The organism is Streptomyces sp. NPDC050485, from assembly GCF_044458185.1.
Classification (GTDB): Bacteria; Actinomycetota; Actinomycetes; order Streptomycetales; family Streptomycetaceae; genus Streptomyces.
Map to the genome: position 1 here is coordinate 262,308 of NZ_JBITHR010000012.1, position 13,454 is coordinate 275,761.

At 66.7% G+C, this 13,454-nt stretch carries 13 protein-coding genes and 1 pseudogene; 5 read left to right on the top strand and 9 right to left on the bottom strand.

Translation table 11 applies throughout. From position 1 onward, the window contains the following. Positions 1–19 precede the first annotated feature (19 nt). Positions 20–721, bottom strand: coding sequence for a ribulose-phosphate 3-epimerase (rpe, locus tag ACIBK6_RS24870; protein ID WP_399053534.1), 702 nt, complete (start codon positions 719–721; stop codon positions 20–22). Further along, complete coding sequence (locus ACIBK6_RS24875; protein WP_399053535.1) at positions 718–1,380, bottom strand: HAD family hydrolase; 663 nt, start codon at positions 1,378–1,380, stop codon at positions 718–720. The genes rpe and ACIBK6_RS24875 overlap by 4 nt, the downstream gene beginning before the upstream one ends. 311 nt (positions 1,381–1,691) lie before the next feature. Between ACIBK6_RS24875 and ACIBK6_RS24880 the strand changes: the two genes are divergently transcribed. Beyond that, positions 1,692–1,850 carry a hypothetical protein gene (locus tag ACIBK6_RS24880; RefSeq protein WP_399053536.1) on the top strand — a complete coding sequence of 53 codons (159 nt, stop codon included), beginning with the start codon at positions 1,692–1,694 and terminating at the stop codon, positions 1,848–1,850. Positions 1,851–2,018: 168 nt separating this feature from the next. Beyond that, a complete protein-coding gene (locus tag ACIBK6_RS24885; RefSeq protein WP_399053537.1) occupies positions 2,019–2,495 on the top strand; it encodes a hypothetical protein in 477 nt (158 codons plus the stop codon). A gap of 491 nt (positions 2,496–2,986) precedes the next feature. On the opposite strand, the gene ACIBK6_RS24890 is transcribed toward ACIBK6_RS24885, so the two are convergent. The 4 genes from ACIBK6_RS24890 to ACIBK6_RS24905 form a co-directional block, all read right to left on the bottom strand. Further along, positions 2,987–3,541, bottom strand: a complete 555-nt coding sequence (locus tag ACIBK6_RS24890) for an HAD domain-containing protein (protein WP_399053538.1) — start codon at positions 3,539–3,541, stop codon at positions 2,987–2,989. A 67-nt stretch (positions 3,542–3,608) separates the two neighbouring features. Next, entirely contained in the window at positions 3,609–4,091 is a 483-nt protein-coding gene (locus ACIBK6_RS24895; protein WP_399053539.1) for a hypothetical protein, read from the bottom strand. Between the two features lie 107 nt (positions 4,092–4,198). Continuing rightward, positions 4,199–4,465, bottom strand: coding sequence for a hypothetical protein (locus ACIBK6_RS24900; RefSeq protein WP_399053540.1), 267 nt, complete (start codon positions 4,463–4,465; stop codon positions 4,199–4,201). A gap of 388 nt (positions 4,466–4,853) precedes the next feature. Then, positions 4,854–5,138 carry a hypothetical protein gene (locus ACIBK6_RS24905; RefSeq protein WP_399053541.1) on the bottom strand — a complete coding sequence of 95 codons (285 nt, stop codon included), beginning with the start codon at positions 5,136–5,138 and terminating at the stop codon, positions 4,854–4,856. Positions 5,139–5,678: 540 nt separating this feature from the next. On the opposite strand from ACIBK6_RS24905, the gene ACIBK6_RS24910 reads away from it, so the two are divergent. After that, positions 5,679–6,068 carry a hypothetical protein gene (locus tag ACIBK6_RS24910; protein WP_399053542.1) on the top strand — a complete coding sequence of 130 codons (390 nt, stop codon included), beginning with the start codon at positions 5,679–5,681 and terminating at the stop codon, positions 6,066–6,068. On the opposite strand, the gene ACIBK6_RS24915 is transcribed toward ACIBK6_RS24910, so the two are convergent. Together ACIBK6_RS24915 and ACIBK6_RS24920 are read right to left on the bottom strand one after the other, a co-directional pair. After that, positions 6,052–6,225, bottom strand: a complete 174-nt coding sequence (locus ACIBK6_RS24915; RefSeq protein ID WP_399053543.1) for a hypothetical protein — start codon at positions 6,223–6,225, stop codon at positions 6,052–6,054. The two genes, ACIBK6_RS24910 and ACIBK6_RS24915, sit on opposite strands and share 17 nt — an antisense overlap. A 49-nt stretch (positions 6,226–6,274) precedes the next feature. Then, the gene (locus ACIBK6_RS24920) at positions 6,275–6,481 is read right to left on the bottom strand and encodes a hypothetical protein (protein WP_399053544.1); all 207 of its coding nucleotides are present in this window, start codon (positions 6,479–6,481) and stop codon (positions 6,275–6,277) included. A gap of 398 nt (positions 6,482–6,879) precedes the next feature. Here ACIBK6_RS24920 and ACIBK6_RS24925 point away from each other — a divergent pair, with 398 nt between their 5' ends. Next, positions 6,880–7,713 (top strand): PIG-L family deacetylase, encoded by an 834-nt coding sequence (locus tag ACIBK6_RS24925; RefSeq protein ID WP_399053545.1) that lies wholly within the window; start codon positions 6,880–6,882, stop codon positions 7,711–7,713. 2,527 nt (positions 7,714–10,240) lie between these two features. On the opposite strand, the pseudogene ACIBK6_RS24930 reads toward ACIBK6_RS24925, so the two are convergent. Then, positions 10,241–11,016: pseudogene (locus ACIBK6_RS24930) on the bottom strand (phage minor capsid protein). A 1,767-nt stretch (positions 11,017–12,783) separates the two neighbouring features. On the opposite strand from ACIBK6_RS24930, the gene ACIBK6_RS24935 reads away from it, so the two are divergent. Further along, positions 12,784–13,125, top strand: coding sequence for a hypothetical protein (locus tag ACIBK6_RS24935; RefSeq protein ID WP_399053546.1), 342 nt, complete (start codon positions 12,784–12,786; stop codon positions 13,123–13,125). Positions 13,126–13,454: the final 329 nt, after the last annotated feature.

The window sequence follows — 13,454 nt, forward strand, 5'->3', positions numbered from 1 at the left end:
CCCGCGTGATCGCGCCGCCTCAGGCGCGTGCGCCAACCGATCGTGCGCCGTCGGCGGCGCGAGCGCGCAGGGCGCGTACGGCGGCTCCGGGATCGTCACTGGCGTAGACGGCCGACCCGGCCACGAAGGAGTCGGCACCAGCCTCGGCGCAGCGCGCGATGGTGGTTTCGTTGACGCCGCCGTCGACCTGGAGCCACAGCGGTACGTCCCGGCCGCCGAAGCGGCACAGGTTGTCGATGAGGGCACGGGCCTGGCGGATCTTGTCGAGGGTGAACTCCAGGAACTTCTGGCTCCCGAAGCCCGGCTCCACGGTCATGATCAGCAGGGTGTCGACCTCGGCCAACAGCCCCTCGTACGGCTGGAGGGGAGTGGCCGGGTTGAGGGCGAGTCCGGCCTGGGCGCCCGCGGCGCGGATGGCCCGAAGCGTCCGTACGGGCGAGTGGGTGGCCTCGGCGTGGATCGTGACGCTGCCGGCGCCGACCTCGGCGTAGCCGGGGGCCCAGCGGTCGGGGTCGGAGACACCCAGGTGGATATCGAGGGGAAGTCGCGCGTTTTTTACGAGGGATTCCACCACTGGTAACCCAACTGTGAGGTTGGGCACGAAGTGGTTGTCCATGACGTCGACATGGAGAAAGTCGGCGTCATCGGCGACCGCAGCCGCCTCCTCGGCGAGACGGGTGAAGTCGGCGGCGAGAATACTGGGGGAAATCCTGGTGTTCATAAGAGAACTCCATCGATGGTGAGGGTAATTCCGTCCGGTTGTGTACGGCACTCGATGGACTTGACTCCGTCAGCGACCACATGGGCATTGCTCAGTTCGCTGACGTCATGCCGGAAACGCACGGCGACAGCCGTCAAACCGGCGTCCTTGGCGGCGCTGATACCGATGGGGGAATCGTCGATTCCAACCACTGACGCGGGGTCGAAACCGAGCTTTTCGGCGCCGAGGAGGAATCCTTCCGGGTGAGGCTTGGGGTGGACCACGTTGTCCGCGCTGACGAGCACGTCGGGTACCGGCAGGCCGGCGCTGCGCAGACGGGCCTGCGCCACCTCGGTGTCGTTGGAGGTGACGATCCCCCACCGCTCGGGGGGCAGGGCGGCCAGCACCTCAGCCGCTCCGGGAAGGGCGACGACCTTGTCCACTCTGGCCCGTTCGGCCAGCCGGACCCGTTCGGCGTGTTCGTCGATCTCCTGCTGTGAAAGCTGCGGGAGAAGGGTGCGGATGATGTCGGCGCGTTTCTGTCCGTAGAAGGGGGCGAGGTCGAATGTGTCGCCCAGGCCGACGGAATCGGCCCACTCACCCCAGCAATCCTCGGCATCCCCGTAGGAGTCGACCAGCGTTCCGTCGAGGTCGAAGAGGATGGCCGCGTGCAGTGCCATACATTGCCCTTTCCGGCAGGTTCTTTCGGCTGGAATATGCAGCCTACAAGCGCCATTCCGTGCTCGCCGGGAGCGATGATCGCGAATCGGCCGCCCCGGCGGACCTCCGCACCCCGCCGCTCGCCTGCGAGGAAATCCGCCGGACACGCGCGCTGCCCCTCTATGTCCGGTTCTGGAATGGCCAGAAGTTATCGCACCTGCATGCGCACCCCCGGGGTGTGCGGGTGCGCAGAATAGCGCAGGGCGGAAACCCAGAAAAACGGAATTCAAACCCGTGTGGCAGATCGGGTTTCGCCCGCGATGCTCCCCGCGTGCGCGATTTGGTACTGCCGGCCGGGCCCGCGGTGTCGGGTCGCCATGGATGTCAGGAGGAGTTCTCCGGGCGGGAGTTCGCTGCCGGACCTGCCGGGCCTGCAGACGCCGGCTACCTCGGCCCCATCGAGTTCGAGGAGATGCACCACGGCGAGTAGGCGACGACCGAACCAACGAACCTGAACACCCGTCAACCCGCTCTGACCAGCTGATCAGCACCTCCCGCGCAGCGGGGGAACCTCAGGATGCAGGCTTGTCCGAAGAAGGCGATCTGACCGCCAGGTGCAGGCCGACTCCCAGCGTGTCGCAGAGAAGAGTGGGAGCTCGTGCTGGATCTTCTGATGGAGATCGGGGACGAGCACCCGGTTCCCTTGGGCTTCTGGTCGCTTCTCGCGGAGGCTGCTCAGGCGATGATGCTGGAGCACAGCGCTCGCTGGTGCGAGTGGCGGGCCTGGGAGGTGCAGCACGGTGCTATCCGGGCCAGGTTGAGTCTGCTGAGGGCGGAGGAGGGCGGGCGTCAGACTGCGTTCTCGGGCGAAGGTCAGCTCAGGCCGCTGTGGGACATCGGCAACCGCGCACCCGGCGGCGAGCAGGCCGTGAACATCGCACGGCTGTGGGTGGAGGGTGCTCCTGGACTGGCGCCAGGAGAGGGCGCCACGGTCCGCTTGGCTCCTCTCGGTCCCGAGCAGTGGCACCATCTTGAGCTCGGCGATGTGATCACCATGCATGAGGGCGGACCGGCAGTGGGCAGGGCCACGATTATCGAGGTCAGGCCGCCTGCCGTTCCCGAGCATGAGCGGTAGCTGCGGGCCGCGAAGAGCCAACAGGTGGGATGCTGACCGGCATGACGATTACCAGAAAGGCTGATGCCGCGTAGACGGCCTGGCCGCGTCCGTACCGACCTTTCGCGCGGGCTCAGGATGCAGGACGACCCCACGATCATCCATGGTCTCTCCTCGGCAGCTCTCGCTGAGGTTCGACGGATAGAACGCCAGAAGAAGTACCTGTGGCCGGGCTCGATCGGGTCAGCCATGGTGCGCTGGAGAAGCTTCGTCCACCAGCCGAACCGTCGCCTGTGGGAGTACGAGAGCGGCGGCTGCACGGAATGGTCCTGTTGCGGAGACTCTTGGCAGGCTCGTGAGCACCTCGAAGCGGTGATGTTGACAATGTCCCGACGGCGGGCGCGTGAACTCCGCAACCTTGTCGATGCTCTGGACAGACACTACTGATGCGCGGCGGGGCGGCCCGTGTTCGTGTCGCGGGCGGCCTTGTTCTCGGGCGGTTTCAAGCAGCGCTATGCGGCGGGGGTGTCCGCGGCAATCTTGTGCAACCACTCACTGAGAGTGTCGTAGTCCAGGTTGGTCAGGCCGCGGCGGGGGTCGACGCGATGGAGGAGGGCATGTCCTTGGTGGTGTGCGGACACCCAGGCCCGATCGGTGTCCGTGATCTCATCGTCGACCCAGGCGAACGAGCGCCCGGCTGCCCAGTCGATGAGGACGCGGGTCTTCCAGTGCAGTCCGGCCCGCTCGGCCTGTTCGTCTTCGGCGGAGGGCTCCGGCCAGGTCACCACTGCCAACTGCGGCAGGCCGATCCGTCGTGCGATGCACTCGTTCGCGTCGGCCATCCATGTCGTGGCCCAGACGAGATCGCACGGTAGCGCCCTCAACCGGGGTCCGTGCTCGGGGTTGATCCTGGCCAGAAGGGGATTCGAGTCGGGCCCCTGTGGTTCGGGGCCTGTCTGATACGTCGGATGCCCGTCCGGATACTCCTGCGGCGCTGCCCCGAACGGAATGAGTGGACCGTCGACATCGAGGAAGAGCAGTGGAGTCTGTGCAGCAAAACCGGTCACGGCTGCACGGTAGCGGCTCCTTCGGGAACAGGGCGAGGGGCCGCGGCCGGACTTGCTCCGGCCCTCGTTAGTCATCGCCCAGCGCGAGCAGGATCACGAAGTGCTCTGCGGTGCTTCCGGCAACGACGACATCGATGCCGTGCCGGGTGACGGGCGTCCACGCGCGGCCGTCGCCGATGCTCTCCGTGTTCGTGACCCAGCTCGCGCCTGGGCCGAGCAGTTTCGCCACCCGCGTCGCCGCGCGCTCCGCGTGATCGCGGTCTCGGAGGAGGTGTCGTGGGTAGACGAGGTCGAAGGCCGACAGAGTGGTCATCAGCTCGATGGTGCCGACCATGTCGACGGGCTCAAGCGCTGCCTCGATCTCGCGACCGGAGACAGGCCCGACGGCGCCCGCGATGGCCTGATGCGCCCAGTCGGCTTGTGCGACCATGACGAGGGCGAACACCTGCTCCGCGACGGTGGCCTCCGATATTGCGCCCCACTTGGCGTAGACATGACTTGAGGTGGCCAGTGAGCCCAGCAGCGGTGCGAGTTGCTCAAGGATCTCCATCCGGGGCATCCTGTCAGGCCCCACTCCATGAGAGGCCCTCCATTTTGCAGGCCGGAGATCGGGAACGTATCGGCGCTCAGTCCTCGTCGGGTTTCCTGTCGCTCGGTTCATGAGTCCCACTGGTCGCAGTACTCGATGTGGATCTCGCGCGCGGCGCTGAGAATGCTGTCGTTGGAGTGGAGCTCTGTGCAGAAGTACGGATAGCTGGGATGGACGGGGACGTAGCCTGGACCGTTTCGGGCGACGTTGAGGAAGTGCCGGGCGGTTTCCCTGAACACCTTCGCGCTGCCGGTCATGAACAGGGTCTCGGCGTGGAGATGCTGGTGGAACAGATCCCGGTTCTCCCGGTAGTGCCGTGCCTCGTGGTCAATCACGGCGTCGCCTGTATGTCCCGGATCGGGCAGTGTCACGGTCTGCGAACGACCCGGGCCGAGTCGCCCGCGCACCTCCTTCCATCGTGAAGGCGCGAGCTGGAGCGAGCGATGCAGAAGCACGAGATCAAACTGACGCGTGCCGTCTTCCGGCAGCTCGCGGGAGGGGGCTTGGTTGCCTCACATCGGCAGGTGGACCAGCGAGCGCGGTGAAGAGGCGGCGAGCGTCCATAGACCGCCGATTCGCCGAGCGGCGTCTTGATCGAGACAGGCGTCCAGGTGTCGATCGTGGTCGGCGAACACGGCGTGGACCAATGGCTGGGCTGGTCGGATGACTTTGAACTCCACGGCGCCGAGCCGTGCTTGGTGGATGGTGATGGTGATGGGTAGCTCATCGATTCTCCGGGACACGGCGGCTGACGTCGGCGGCGTAGGCGGCCCAGTCGCGGGCGGATGCCTTCTGCCACTGGACGGCGACTTGCATGTGGATGCCGAGCATGCGGGCCAGGATCGCGGCTGGGACTTCCTCGGCAAGGGCGAACAGGGCCGTGGACCGAGCCTGGCCTGGCTGGATTCCGACGGCGATCAGCCGTAGGCCGAGCCGGTCGGCGCTGGCGTGCCGGCCTGGGCGTTGACCTGGAAACAGCAAGGGCGTCTGGTCGGCGTGTCCGATCACCGTGTAGGGGCGTCGTGTTGCGATGAGGTCGAGGACCAGTGCGGCGAGCGGTTCGGGCAGGACTGTCGGGGCCGTCCCCAGCTGGACAGACGACCCCAGGTCAGCGCACTGACGGCCGTTCGTCAGTAGATCCCCGTCAGTGGATTCGTCAGTACGGCACCACCACCAAATCCCCCGGAGCCCTTGGCGGTTGAGTGCCGTACTGACGCCGATCACCCGTCGTACGGAACGGGCGTCAAGGTGAGCTCGCCAGACGTCACGCTCATCCGGTGCCCTCGCCGGTGCTCCGGGCGTCGCGGCTAGAGCGAAGACGAGTCCCTCGGGGAGGGGGTGTCGCCGCTGGGTATGTCCTTGAGGCAGTGGACCGGCGGGCCTTGCTGCGCCACCTCACTTCTCGCCGTGTGGGGAACCCCCTCCAGCGCACGCATACGCTGGACCAGGGATAGTTGACCTTGATCCGATCTTCGAGTGACAGCAGTTGCGAACTGGGGTCTCTGGTTAGGGTCGTACAGCTGCGGAGACAACCGGGAGCGGTACCCAGTGGGTGACGACGGCGAGGTCCCCGACATCAAGACCGCTGACTTGAAGGCGACTGCGCCGACGTTCCATGAGCAGAGCGTGGCGGTGGAGCGTGCTCTGAGCACATTGGGGACGTCGTTGGCCAAGGCGGGGGCCGCGTGGGGCGACAACGAGCCGGGCGGGAAGTTCCACGATCAGTACGGCCCGCTCATCGCCCGGATCGAGAAGTCAGCCCGGATCATCAAGGACGGCTTGGCCGGCATCAACCTGGCCATGGTCGGCATGGCGGACGAGCACATCGACAGTGACGCCGTGGTCGGTTCAATGTTCCGCAAGCCGGTACCGCGGCCCAACCAGCAGCACGATGATGCCGGCAACCGTGACGGGGCCCGGATCAGTGAGTGCCGGTGACAAGGTCCGGGAGATCGTCACCGACGTCACCGGTATCGGGTGGCCCGCCGGCGACGTGGGCAAGCTGCGCGACGTCGCCAACGCCTGGCGGAAGTTCGCCGACGACATGGAGGACGTCGCCGCAGCCGCCGACAAAGCCGCCCAGGCGTTGATCCACAACAACAAGGGTGATGCATCTCGGCGTTCGCCGACCCCTTCTGGGCCCGCTACACCGGGACAAGAAGGGCTGGCTCCAGGACCTCGTCGACGGCCGAGACCTGGCCACGGGAATCGACGAGTACGCCGACGCCGTGGCCGACGCCAAGAAGAAGCTCGACCACGAACTGGAGATCGCCGGCGCCACCATCGTCGGCACCACCTTCGCCACAGCCGCCGTCGTCGGCATCGAATCCGTCACCGTCGACCTCGCCCAACCGCTCAGGATTGCCGCTGGTCTACAGGGCGGATTCAGCCTCGATGAAGCGAGCGGCGCGGCTACTGACGGCATGGTCTACGGAGGGTTGTTCGGTGCCGCTGGCAGCACGGCGCAGGTAGGAGCCGAGGCAGGCGGTTTCCCTACGACTTATATCAGGAGATCCAGCCTATTTCGGGAAAATCACCACTATCGTGGGCTACGACAACAGAACTGCAGGGGCGCCGGGAACAGTTGGTCAGGGCGGCGCCGTTGGATCGACCGAGGGACCGGCGCCGCACGGGCGGGGAACACGGAGACCACAAGGTCGTCCGCCCCACCAGGATCCGGGCCCTTGGAGATCGCGGTACGCCCGCCGCGCACTCGGACCAAGACGTATTTCTGCAGGAGGACTGTTTCATGGCTGACCGGCCCTTGACGCTCATGGCAGTGCACGCCCACCCCGACGACGAGGCCACCGGAACCGGAGGGGTCCTCGCGCGGTACGCGGCGGAAGGCATCCGCACGGTTCTCGTGACGTGTACCGACGGCGGTTGCGGTGACGGACCGGGGGGTGTCAAGCCGGGCGATCCCCGGCACGATCCGGCGGCGGTCGCCCTGATGCGCCGTCAAGAACTTGAGGCGAGCTGTGACGTCCTGAAGGTCAGCGATCTGGAGATGCTGGACTATGCCGACTCCGGGATGACGGGCTGGCCGAGCAACGACGCCCCCGGATCGTTCTGGCAGACCCCCGTGCAGGAAGGCGCGGCCCGACTCGCGGAACTCATGCGGCACTACCGGCCTGATGTGGTCGTCACCTACGACGAGAACGGCTTCTACGGTCACCCCGACCACATCCAGGCCCACCGCATCACGATGGCGGCGCTGGAGATGACCGCGCTGACACCGAAGGTGTACTGGACCACGATGCCCCGCTCGATGATGCAGCGGTTCGGCGAGATCATGCGCGAGTTTCATGAGGACATGCCGGAGCCGGATCCTGCCGAGACCGCCGCGATGGCCAAGATCGGCCTCCCCGACGATGAGATCACTACGTGGGTGGACACCACCGCGTTCAGCGGTCAGAAGTTCGACGCGCTGGCCGCGCATGCCAGTCAGGGGGAGAACATCTTCTTCCTCAAGATGGGCAAGGAGAGGTTCGGCGAGTTGATGGGCATGGAGACCTTCGTACGTGTCCAGGACGCCACCGGCACGGCCGTACCCGAGAATGATCTCTTCGCCGGGCTGCGCTGATCCGCCCTTCCGCTCGGGGCGGGGAACCTCATCGGCCGCACGGCGTGATCGTTCTCAGGTCGCACACCCGGAGGCTTGTCCACACGAGTTCCGCTCCGGCAGCCCGCGTCCAGGCTCTCGCCGGCGGCGTCGAGGCGTGCCTGCACGCCGACCCGACACCGCGCTCGTCCCCAACGCCACGGCCTGCGTCACTGCCCCGTCGCCGGACGCTGCGCCTGACCGGCTGGCTCGGCCGCCGCAGCAGACGCAGCTGAGCGACTCGGCGGCGCGGTTCAAGGAGGTCGATGGTGGTGAGGCCGGTCTCGCCGTTGACCAGCTGGAATGTGGCCTCGTCGCGGGCCGCGAGGTCGAGGGGGGCGAGGCCTTCGGTGTAGGCGGCGTGCACGATGCGGTCAAGTTCCGAGCCCAGCAGGGGAGCTGCTGTGCCGCAGCGAGCCACCCAGGGCGACTCCCTGGGTGGCTCCGCCGTGCAGGGTGATGTTGCGGGTGCGGTAACGGCGCATGGCGACACGGAACGCCTTGGCGACCTCGGCGAGTTGCCTGCGTGGATCTCGTACGAGGGCGGCCAGGAAACTCCGCTACCGGCTGCTGCATGTCGCCGCCCGCCTCACCCGGGGAGGAAGCCGCCCGCGCCTGCGGATTTCTGTGACCTGGCCATGGCGAAACGAGCTGGCCACCGTCTTCCACCGCCTCGCCGCGCCCTGCCCCGTCCAGTCTCCTGACCGCCAGTTGTCCTGACCCATCGGACACCCCCTAGGTGCCGAGGGGCGGCGATGGGTTGTGCCGGGAGGTCGGGGCACGCCCCATCGCCTGAAGTAGCTTGATTCCTGGGGCAGTTGTGGCTGAAAGACGGTTCTTGCTGTCGATCACGCAGCGTGTCTACATTGGGCAGACCCTTCCGGCAGGGACGGTGGGGAAGGTGCCTGATGGAGAGGGTGGAGATCGCAATGCATCTCAGGTCACCCCTCCGTGCGTCCAATCTGTTACGCAGCGGCCCTACACCGACTTTCTGAGGCAAGTTCGCATCGCGGCAGCTGAGTTAGCCGCAATCTGAGGCGAGCGCACCGGAGTCGGGAACCTCTTGGTGAAGCATGACTGCTTCCTCTCGACTTCGATAACTCGAAGCCCTGCCACCTCGCCGCTGTGATGACATAGCGAACCTGTCGGTTCGTCAGGAAAGCACTCCTGGCGAGGACATCACAGCATCCCGATCCGTATCGGAAGGGCCCTTTGCGATGTCCTCTGTTCTAGAACTTCTCAGTCCGCGACACCTGCTGTCCGCGCTGCGGATCATCCCGCTCCTGATCGTCGTTGTTCTCCTCGCTCCGGCCTGGTTGTCGTGGATTTTTCTACCTCAACCCCGACAACACTTGGTTATCGAGGTAATGCAGAAGCTAATCGAGTGGACGAAAGCAACGAAGGCATAATTGAGGCCCTGTATGGTGCGCGCCACTCGATTTCAGCCGCCGAGGCGGGCGGCGATGGCGTCGTGCAGGGAGGTCGGGCGGCGCTCGGTGGGCTGCGTGCCGGTGAAGCCGGCGCCACCCTTGGCCGGGCCCGGACCGTCGGCCCGCAGCAGGGGTTTGCCTCGACTGCGGCGGCGATCGCTGCGGCGAGCTGCTCGCCGAACTTCGGGTCGCTCGGGTCGAGTTCGGCGAGCTGCTGCTCGACGGCGCGAGAGTCGAGTAGCCGGGCCGGATCGGCGCCGGCAGTGTGGGCGGCCTGGTGGGCCGCGAGCTCGATCCGAAGCTGCTTCGCCTCGGCGAGGGCGCGTCGCGATCGTTCGCAGCCTGCGCGGCGAGCTTGGCCGGGTCCTGCTCGCTGGCCGCGCCGTACGGGGCGAGCACCTTACGCAGTGCGCCGAGCTGCTCGTCGCGCTCGGCCTGCGCTGTCTTCGCTGCCTGCTGGGCCTCGCTTGCCCACTGCTCGGCCTCCGGAACAACTGCCGGCGCCGGAGTAACCAGCGGAACAACAGGCGGAGTTGGGGCCGGAGTGGCGTCCGTGCCTGGGTCGGTGGTCCGGGCGGGGTTCGAGGTGAGTTCGGGCATGGGTGATCGGCCCTCCGGGGCGGTGTCCAGGTAGACAGAACGAGTTCGGTTCAGGCGTGACGACCCCACCCACATTGGGCATAGTCGATTGGTAAAGCGGCAGCAACGGGGTTGCTGAGCGGAGCCCAGATGGCGCCATCGGGGGGGGAACATGAGCGCGATCGTGGTGACCGTGGGGGTCAAGACTTACTCGGTGCCGTGGTGGTGGTTGGCGGCATGGCTTGCCGTGCTCACCGGGACGCTCGTGTGGGAGGGGGTGAAGAAAGTCCGAGAAATGCGCCGCCCCCGGCAGCCTTGGGACGGCTCCATTGAGCAGTATCGGTCCACTCTCGGAACACCCCGTTCTTCTCGCTCCCTGAACACAAGGCAGGGCTACGACGAGACCGCCGGCGCTTCGCCGAGGCCGCAAAACGCGGGCCCTCGTTGGCGTCTATGGCTCACAGTGGCCGCGGAATGTGCCGCCATCATCGGGCCATTTCTTACCCTCCTGCATGAGGAGCGAAAGTTGAGAGCCCGAAGCGCGCAGGTGCTGGGCACCCTGCCGGGCCTACATCCCTACTCGGTGGGAAGCGGGCGAGCCTTGGCATAGCCACCCATGTGGAGCGCCGTAGGTCGCCGGCCGCCCGGAGCTTGTCGGTGTGGCCCTCGACCGCGGCGCGACCAACCGCGGTGCGGGTCGCCATCTCGGCGTATGAGCTCATCTGCCAGGCCCGGCCGCTCTTGTCGACGAACGTGCGCAGCCCCGGTCGGTGAACCGTTCCATGGCGCGTTGGGCGGCCTGGCGACGGGTGTCGATCCCCAGTACGGGTGTCGCGGCTACCTCGCTGAGCACCTGCCGGTATCCGTCCTCGACGCCGCGGAGAATCCCGCGGTGCGTCTCGGTGACGAGGTCGACGGCTTCCTGCGCGATCCGGTCCACGGCACGGGTGTTGGGCGTCGACTCGGCCATGCGCCGTGCGTCTCGGTCGCCCAGGGTGCCGAGCTCGGCGAGGCCGGAGCGGGCGCCGGTGTTGTACGCCTCGGCCACCACCTTCCACACCTCCACGTCGACCGCGGTCGCCAGCTCGCCGACGACCTGCTGCGACGCACGGCGTAGCGGCTGAATATCCCGTAGCTTGACCACGGCCCGTCCAGGCGCCTCGTACCCGTCGGTCAACTGCCGTGCCACGATGCCGAGCAGTTGCTGCTCGGCATCCGCGTACAGATCGCGCACACCGGCCGAGAGATCCTCGACCATTCCGGGGTGGATCGGCATGCCCGCCCCCCCCAGTTCAGTGCTGTGTTGCGCGCCCTCTTGGGGCGTGCAGCAGATGCGGCAGAGGGGCTCCAGTTCGTAAACGGACACGTTTCCCTTAGCCCTGTTGGGCGTCGAGTGACATCTGCTTGATGAAGCGCAGTTGATAGTCGCGTCCGGGGATGGTTACGGCGGGTTCGTGACCTTGAAATCATCGGGGCCCAAGGTGTCTTTCCGTATTTGGCCAGCTGGCGTGAGCCCTCTTCGCGGATGCAGCACGTTCACCGCAGATTGCATCGCTCGGTGGGCCATACGTACAGGTCGGTGTCTGTCCTGTGACAGCACCGAGCGGTACCTGCTCGACGAAGCGCAGTTGCTGGTCATGCCCCGGATAGGGCCGATTGAGGCTCTGAGTCGTCGGGGCTGGTGGTGTCCGGTGATGTGCAGTGCCAGAGCGGTAGGACTTCGTCCGTAGGGCGAACGGCGGTGATCCCCAAGGCGAGTCGGGAGAATGTGGCCAGGTGTGGCATGTGCGACGTATTGCGGAAGATAAAGCCCTGGTGGGGGCGGTGGCTGTTGCCTTAGGCGGCCGCAGGGGCAGCGGTATGACCCTCAACGGAAGCTCAAATCAATGCCGTTGTTCCGAGACGCTTCCGCAGGTGCCCCGTGTAATACTCCGAGTGTGCTCGCGATCGCGATGGATCGCCTGACGAATGCGGCGTGGCTCTCACGCTGCCTCGTCGCCTGATCGGGTTGCTAGGGGAAGCGAACTCGACATCCTCACCTGCTGCGGTAGCAGCAACACCAAGTGCATTGTCGGGAGGGGCTCGTTGTGTTCGGTATCTTCCAAAATCTCAGGATCACGGCCGCGGTAACGGTGCTCGTCCCACTGCTCTTTGTCTGCCTGACGTTGTTCATCCTAGGGCTTGCCGTTCTGGTCACACCGAAGTCTCGGCACAGCAGCACGTTTCGCGCGATGGGAATCCTGCGGCAGGTCGTCGAAGTACTTATGTCCGGATACCGGCTCACGGGCAGCGCCTCTTAAAGCATCAGAACAGCGCCCCCGTCTTCATCGGGTCGGGCACGGCCTGCCCGGTCTCGACGAGGATGCGGTCGACTTCGGTCTGCACCCGGTCGTCAGCCCAATCAGGGTGCACGATGCGCACGCGGGTGTCGACGCTTGCGGCCTGTGCTGGGTGAGCAGGGAGAGGGTTTTTTGCGCGACGTTGGTCGGGTCGTCGCTCACTGCGGCCCCGCAGGCGGCAGACTGCACGGCCTGCCGAACGATCTTCGCGGCGGTGGAGTCGTGCTCGGCGATCCTGAGCGCGAACTGCGACAGGGTGATGCCGACGCCGTTCGGGTCGGGAGGGCTTGCCAGATTTCGCGGTCGTCGTCCAACAAGGCGCCGCGGCCGGGGCGGTGGTCGCGTAGGTAGGAGTCCGGCACGATGAGCCAGCCGCGGGCGAGGCGGATGTCGCGCATATCAGCGGGTTGCGGTCGTAGCCGCAGCGGTCGCGGGTCGGGTGACTTCGTACTCCGCGGCGCAGTGGGTCCCATGGGCCGTTTCGCGGGTGGTCGCGCTGCAGCTCGCGCGTAGTGGCTGGACAGTCCCGCCCGTCACGCCGAGGGGGTGTGAGTGTGCAGGGCCCTGGGGCTGGTCAGGCCGCGGGACCCCTGCTTCCCCCGCCCAGCCCATGCCGAGTTCGGCGGGTTGCGTGAGCTGCTGTCTCTGTTCAGCCTGTCGCGTCGGCTCTTCTGGTTGGACACCCGTACATCGAGGCGCACTTCGTGGTCCTGGCCGTCGATGACGGTCTGTTCGGTGTGCTGATGCGGGATGACGGTGCGCTGCTCGTGCTGGACGTCCTGCGCGAAGAGCCGTCACGCTCCGCATGCACGGGTCGGAGCCCCGCGCTCAGTCTTCGCGCCGCCGGGCGCCGACGCCTTACGGGCCTGTACGGCGGCTGGTTGCACTCCGAGCCTAGTGAGTCGCTTCTGCTGTTCCTTGTTGCGCTGGCCGAAGTCGCGTTGCCGGTGGGCGAGTCACCGCCCGATGTCGTCTCTGCGGCAGTTGACGCCGGGCACGGTCTCGGCCATGCGGTCTCGCGGTTTCGTATCGGCGGAATGCTGTGAAAGTGGGGCGTTTCCGCTGTGGTGGCCGGGCGCGGTGGTCAGTGGGCCGTTCCGGGGACCAAGCTGCTTGCTCTGCCAGACGGGGCTTGTCGCCTCGCCTTCGCCGTACTCGCGGCCGTGCTGTCAGTCTGGTGACGTGCCTGCCTGCCTCGTGCTGCTGCCCACAACTGAGGGCGTGCGGGCAGCAGCACGAGGCGACGGCTGTGGGGCAGGGTCAGAGGAGCTTCTGCGGGCCCTGGTACTGGTCGACGGGTGCGAGGTTGCAGGCGGACTTGGGGCCGCCGAGGCCGTGTCCGCCGATGCCCTCGCCCTCGGGCAGCGGGACCAGG

Excerpts from the sequence above, each read along its gene's own strand:
- ACIBK6_RS24895 (WP_399053539.1), bottom strand. The coding sequence starts at position 4,091 with ATGGAGATCCTTGAGCAACTCGCACCGCTGCTGGGCTCACTGGCCACC.
- rpe (WP_399053534.1), bottom strand. The coding sequence starts at position 721 with ATGAACACCAGGATTTCCCCCAGTATTCTCGCCGCCGACTTCACCCGT.
- ACIBK6_RS24925 (WP_399053545.1), top strand. The coding sequence starts at position 6,880 with ATGGCTGACCGGCCCTTGACGCTCATGGCAGTGCACGCCCACCCCGAC.
- ACIBK6_RS24875 (WP_399053535.1), bottom strand. The coding sequence starts at position 1,380 with ATGGCACTGCACGCGGCCATCCTCTTCGACCTCGACGGAACGCTGGTC.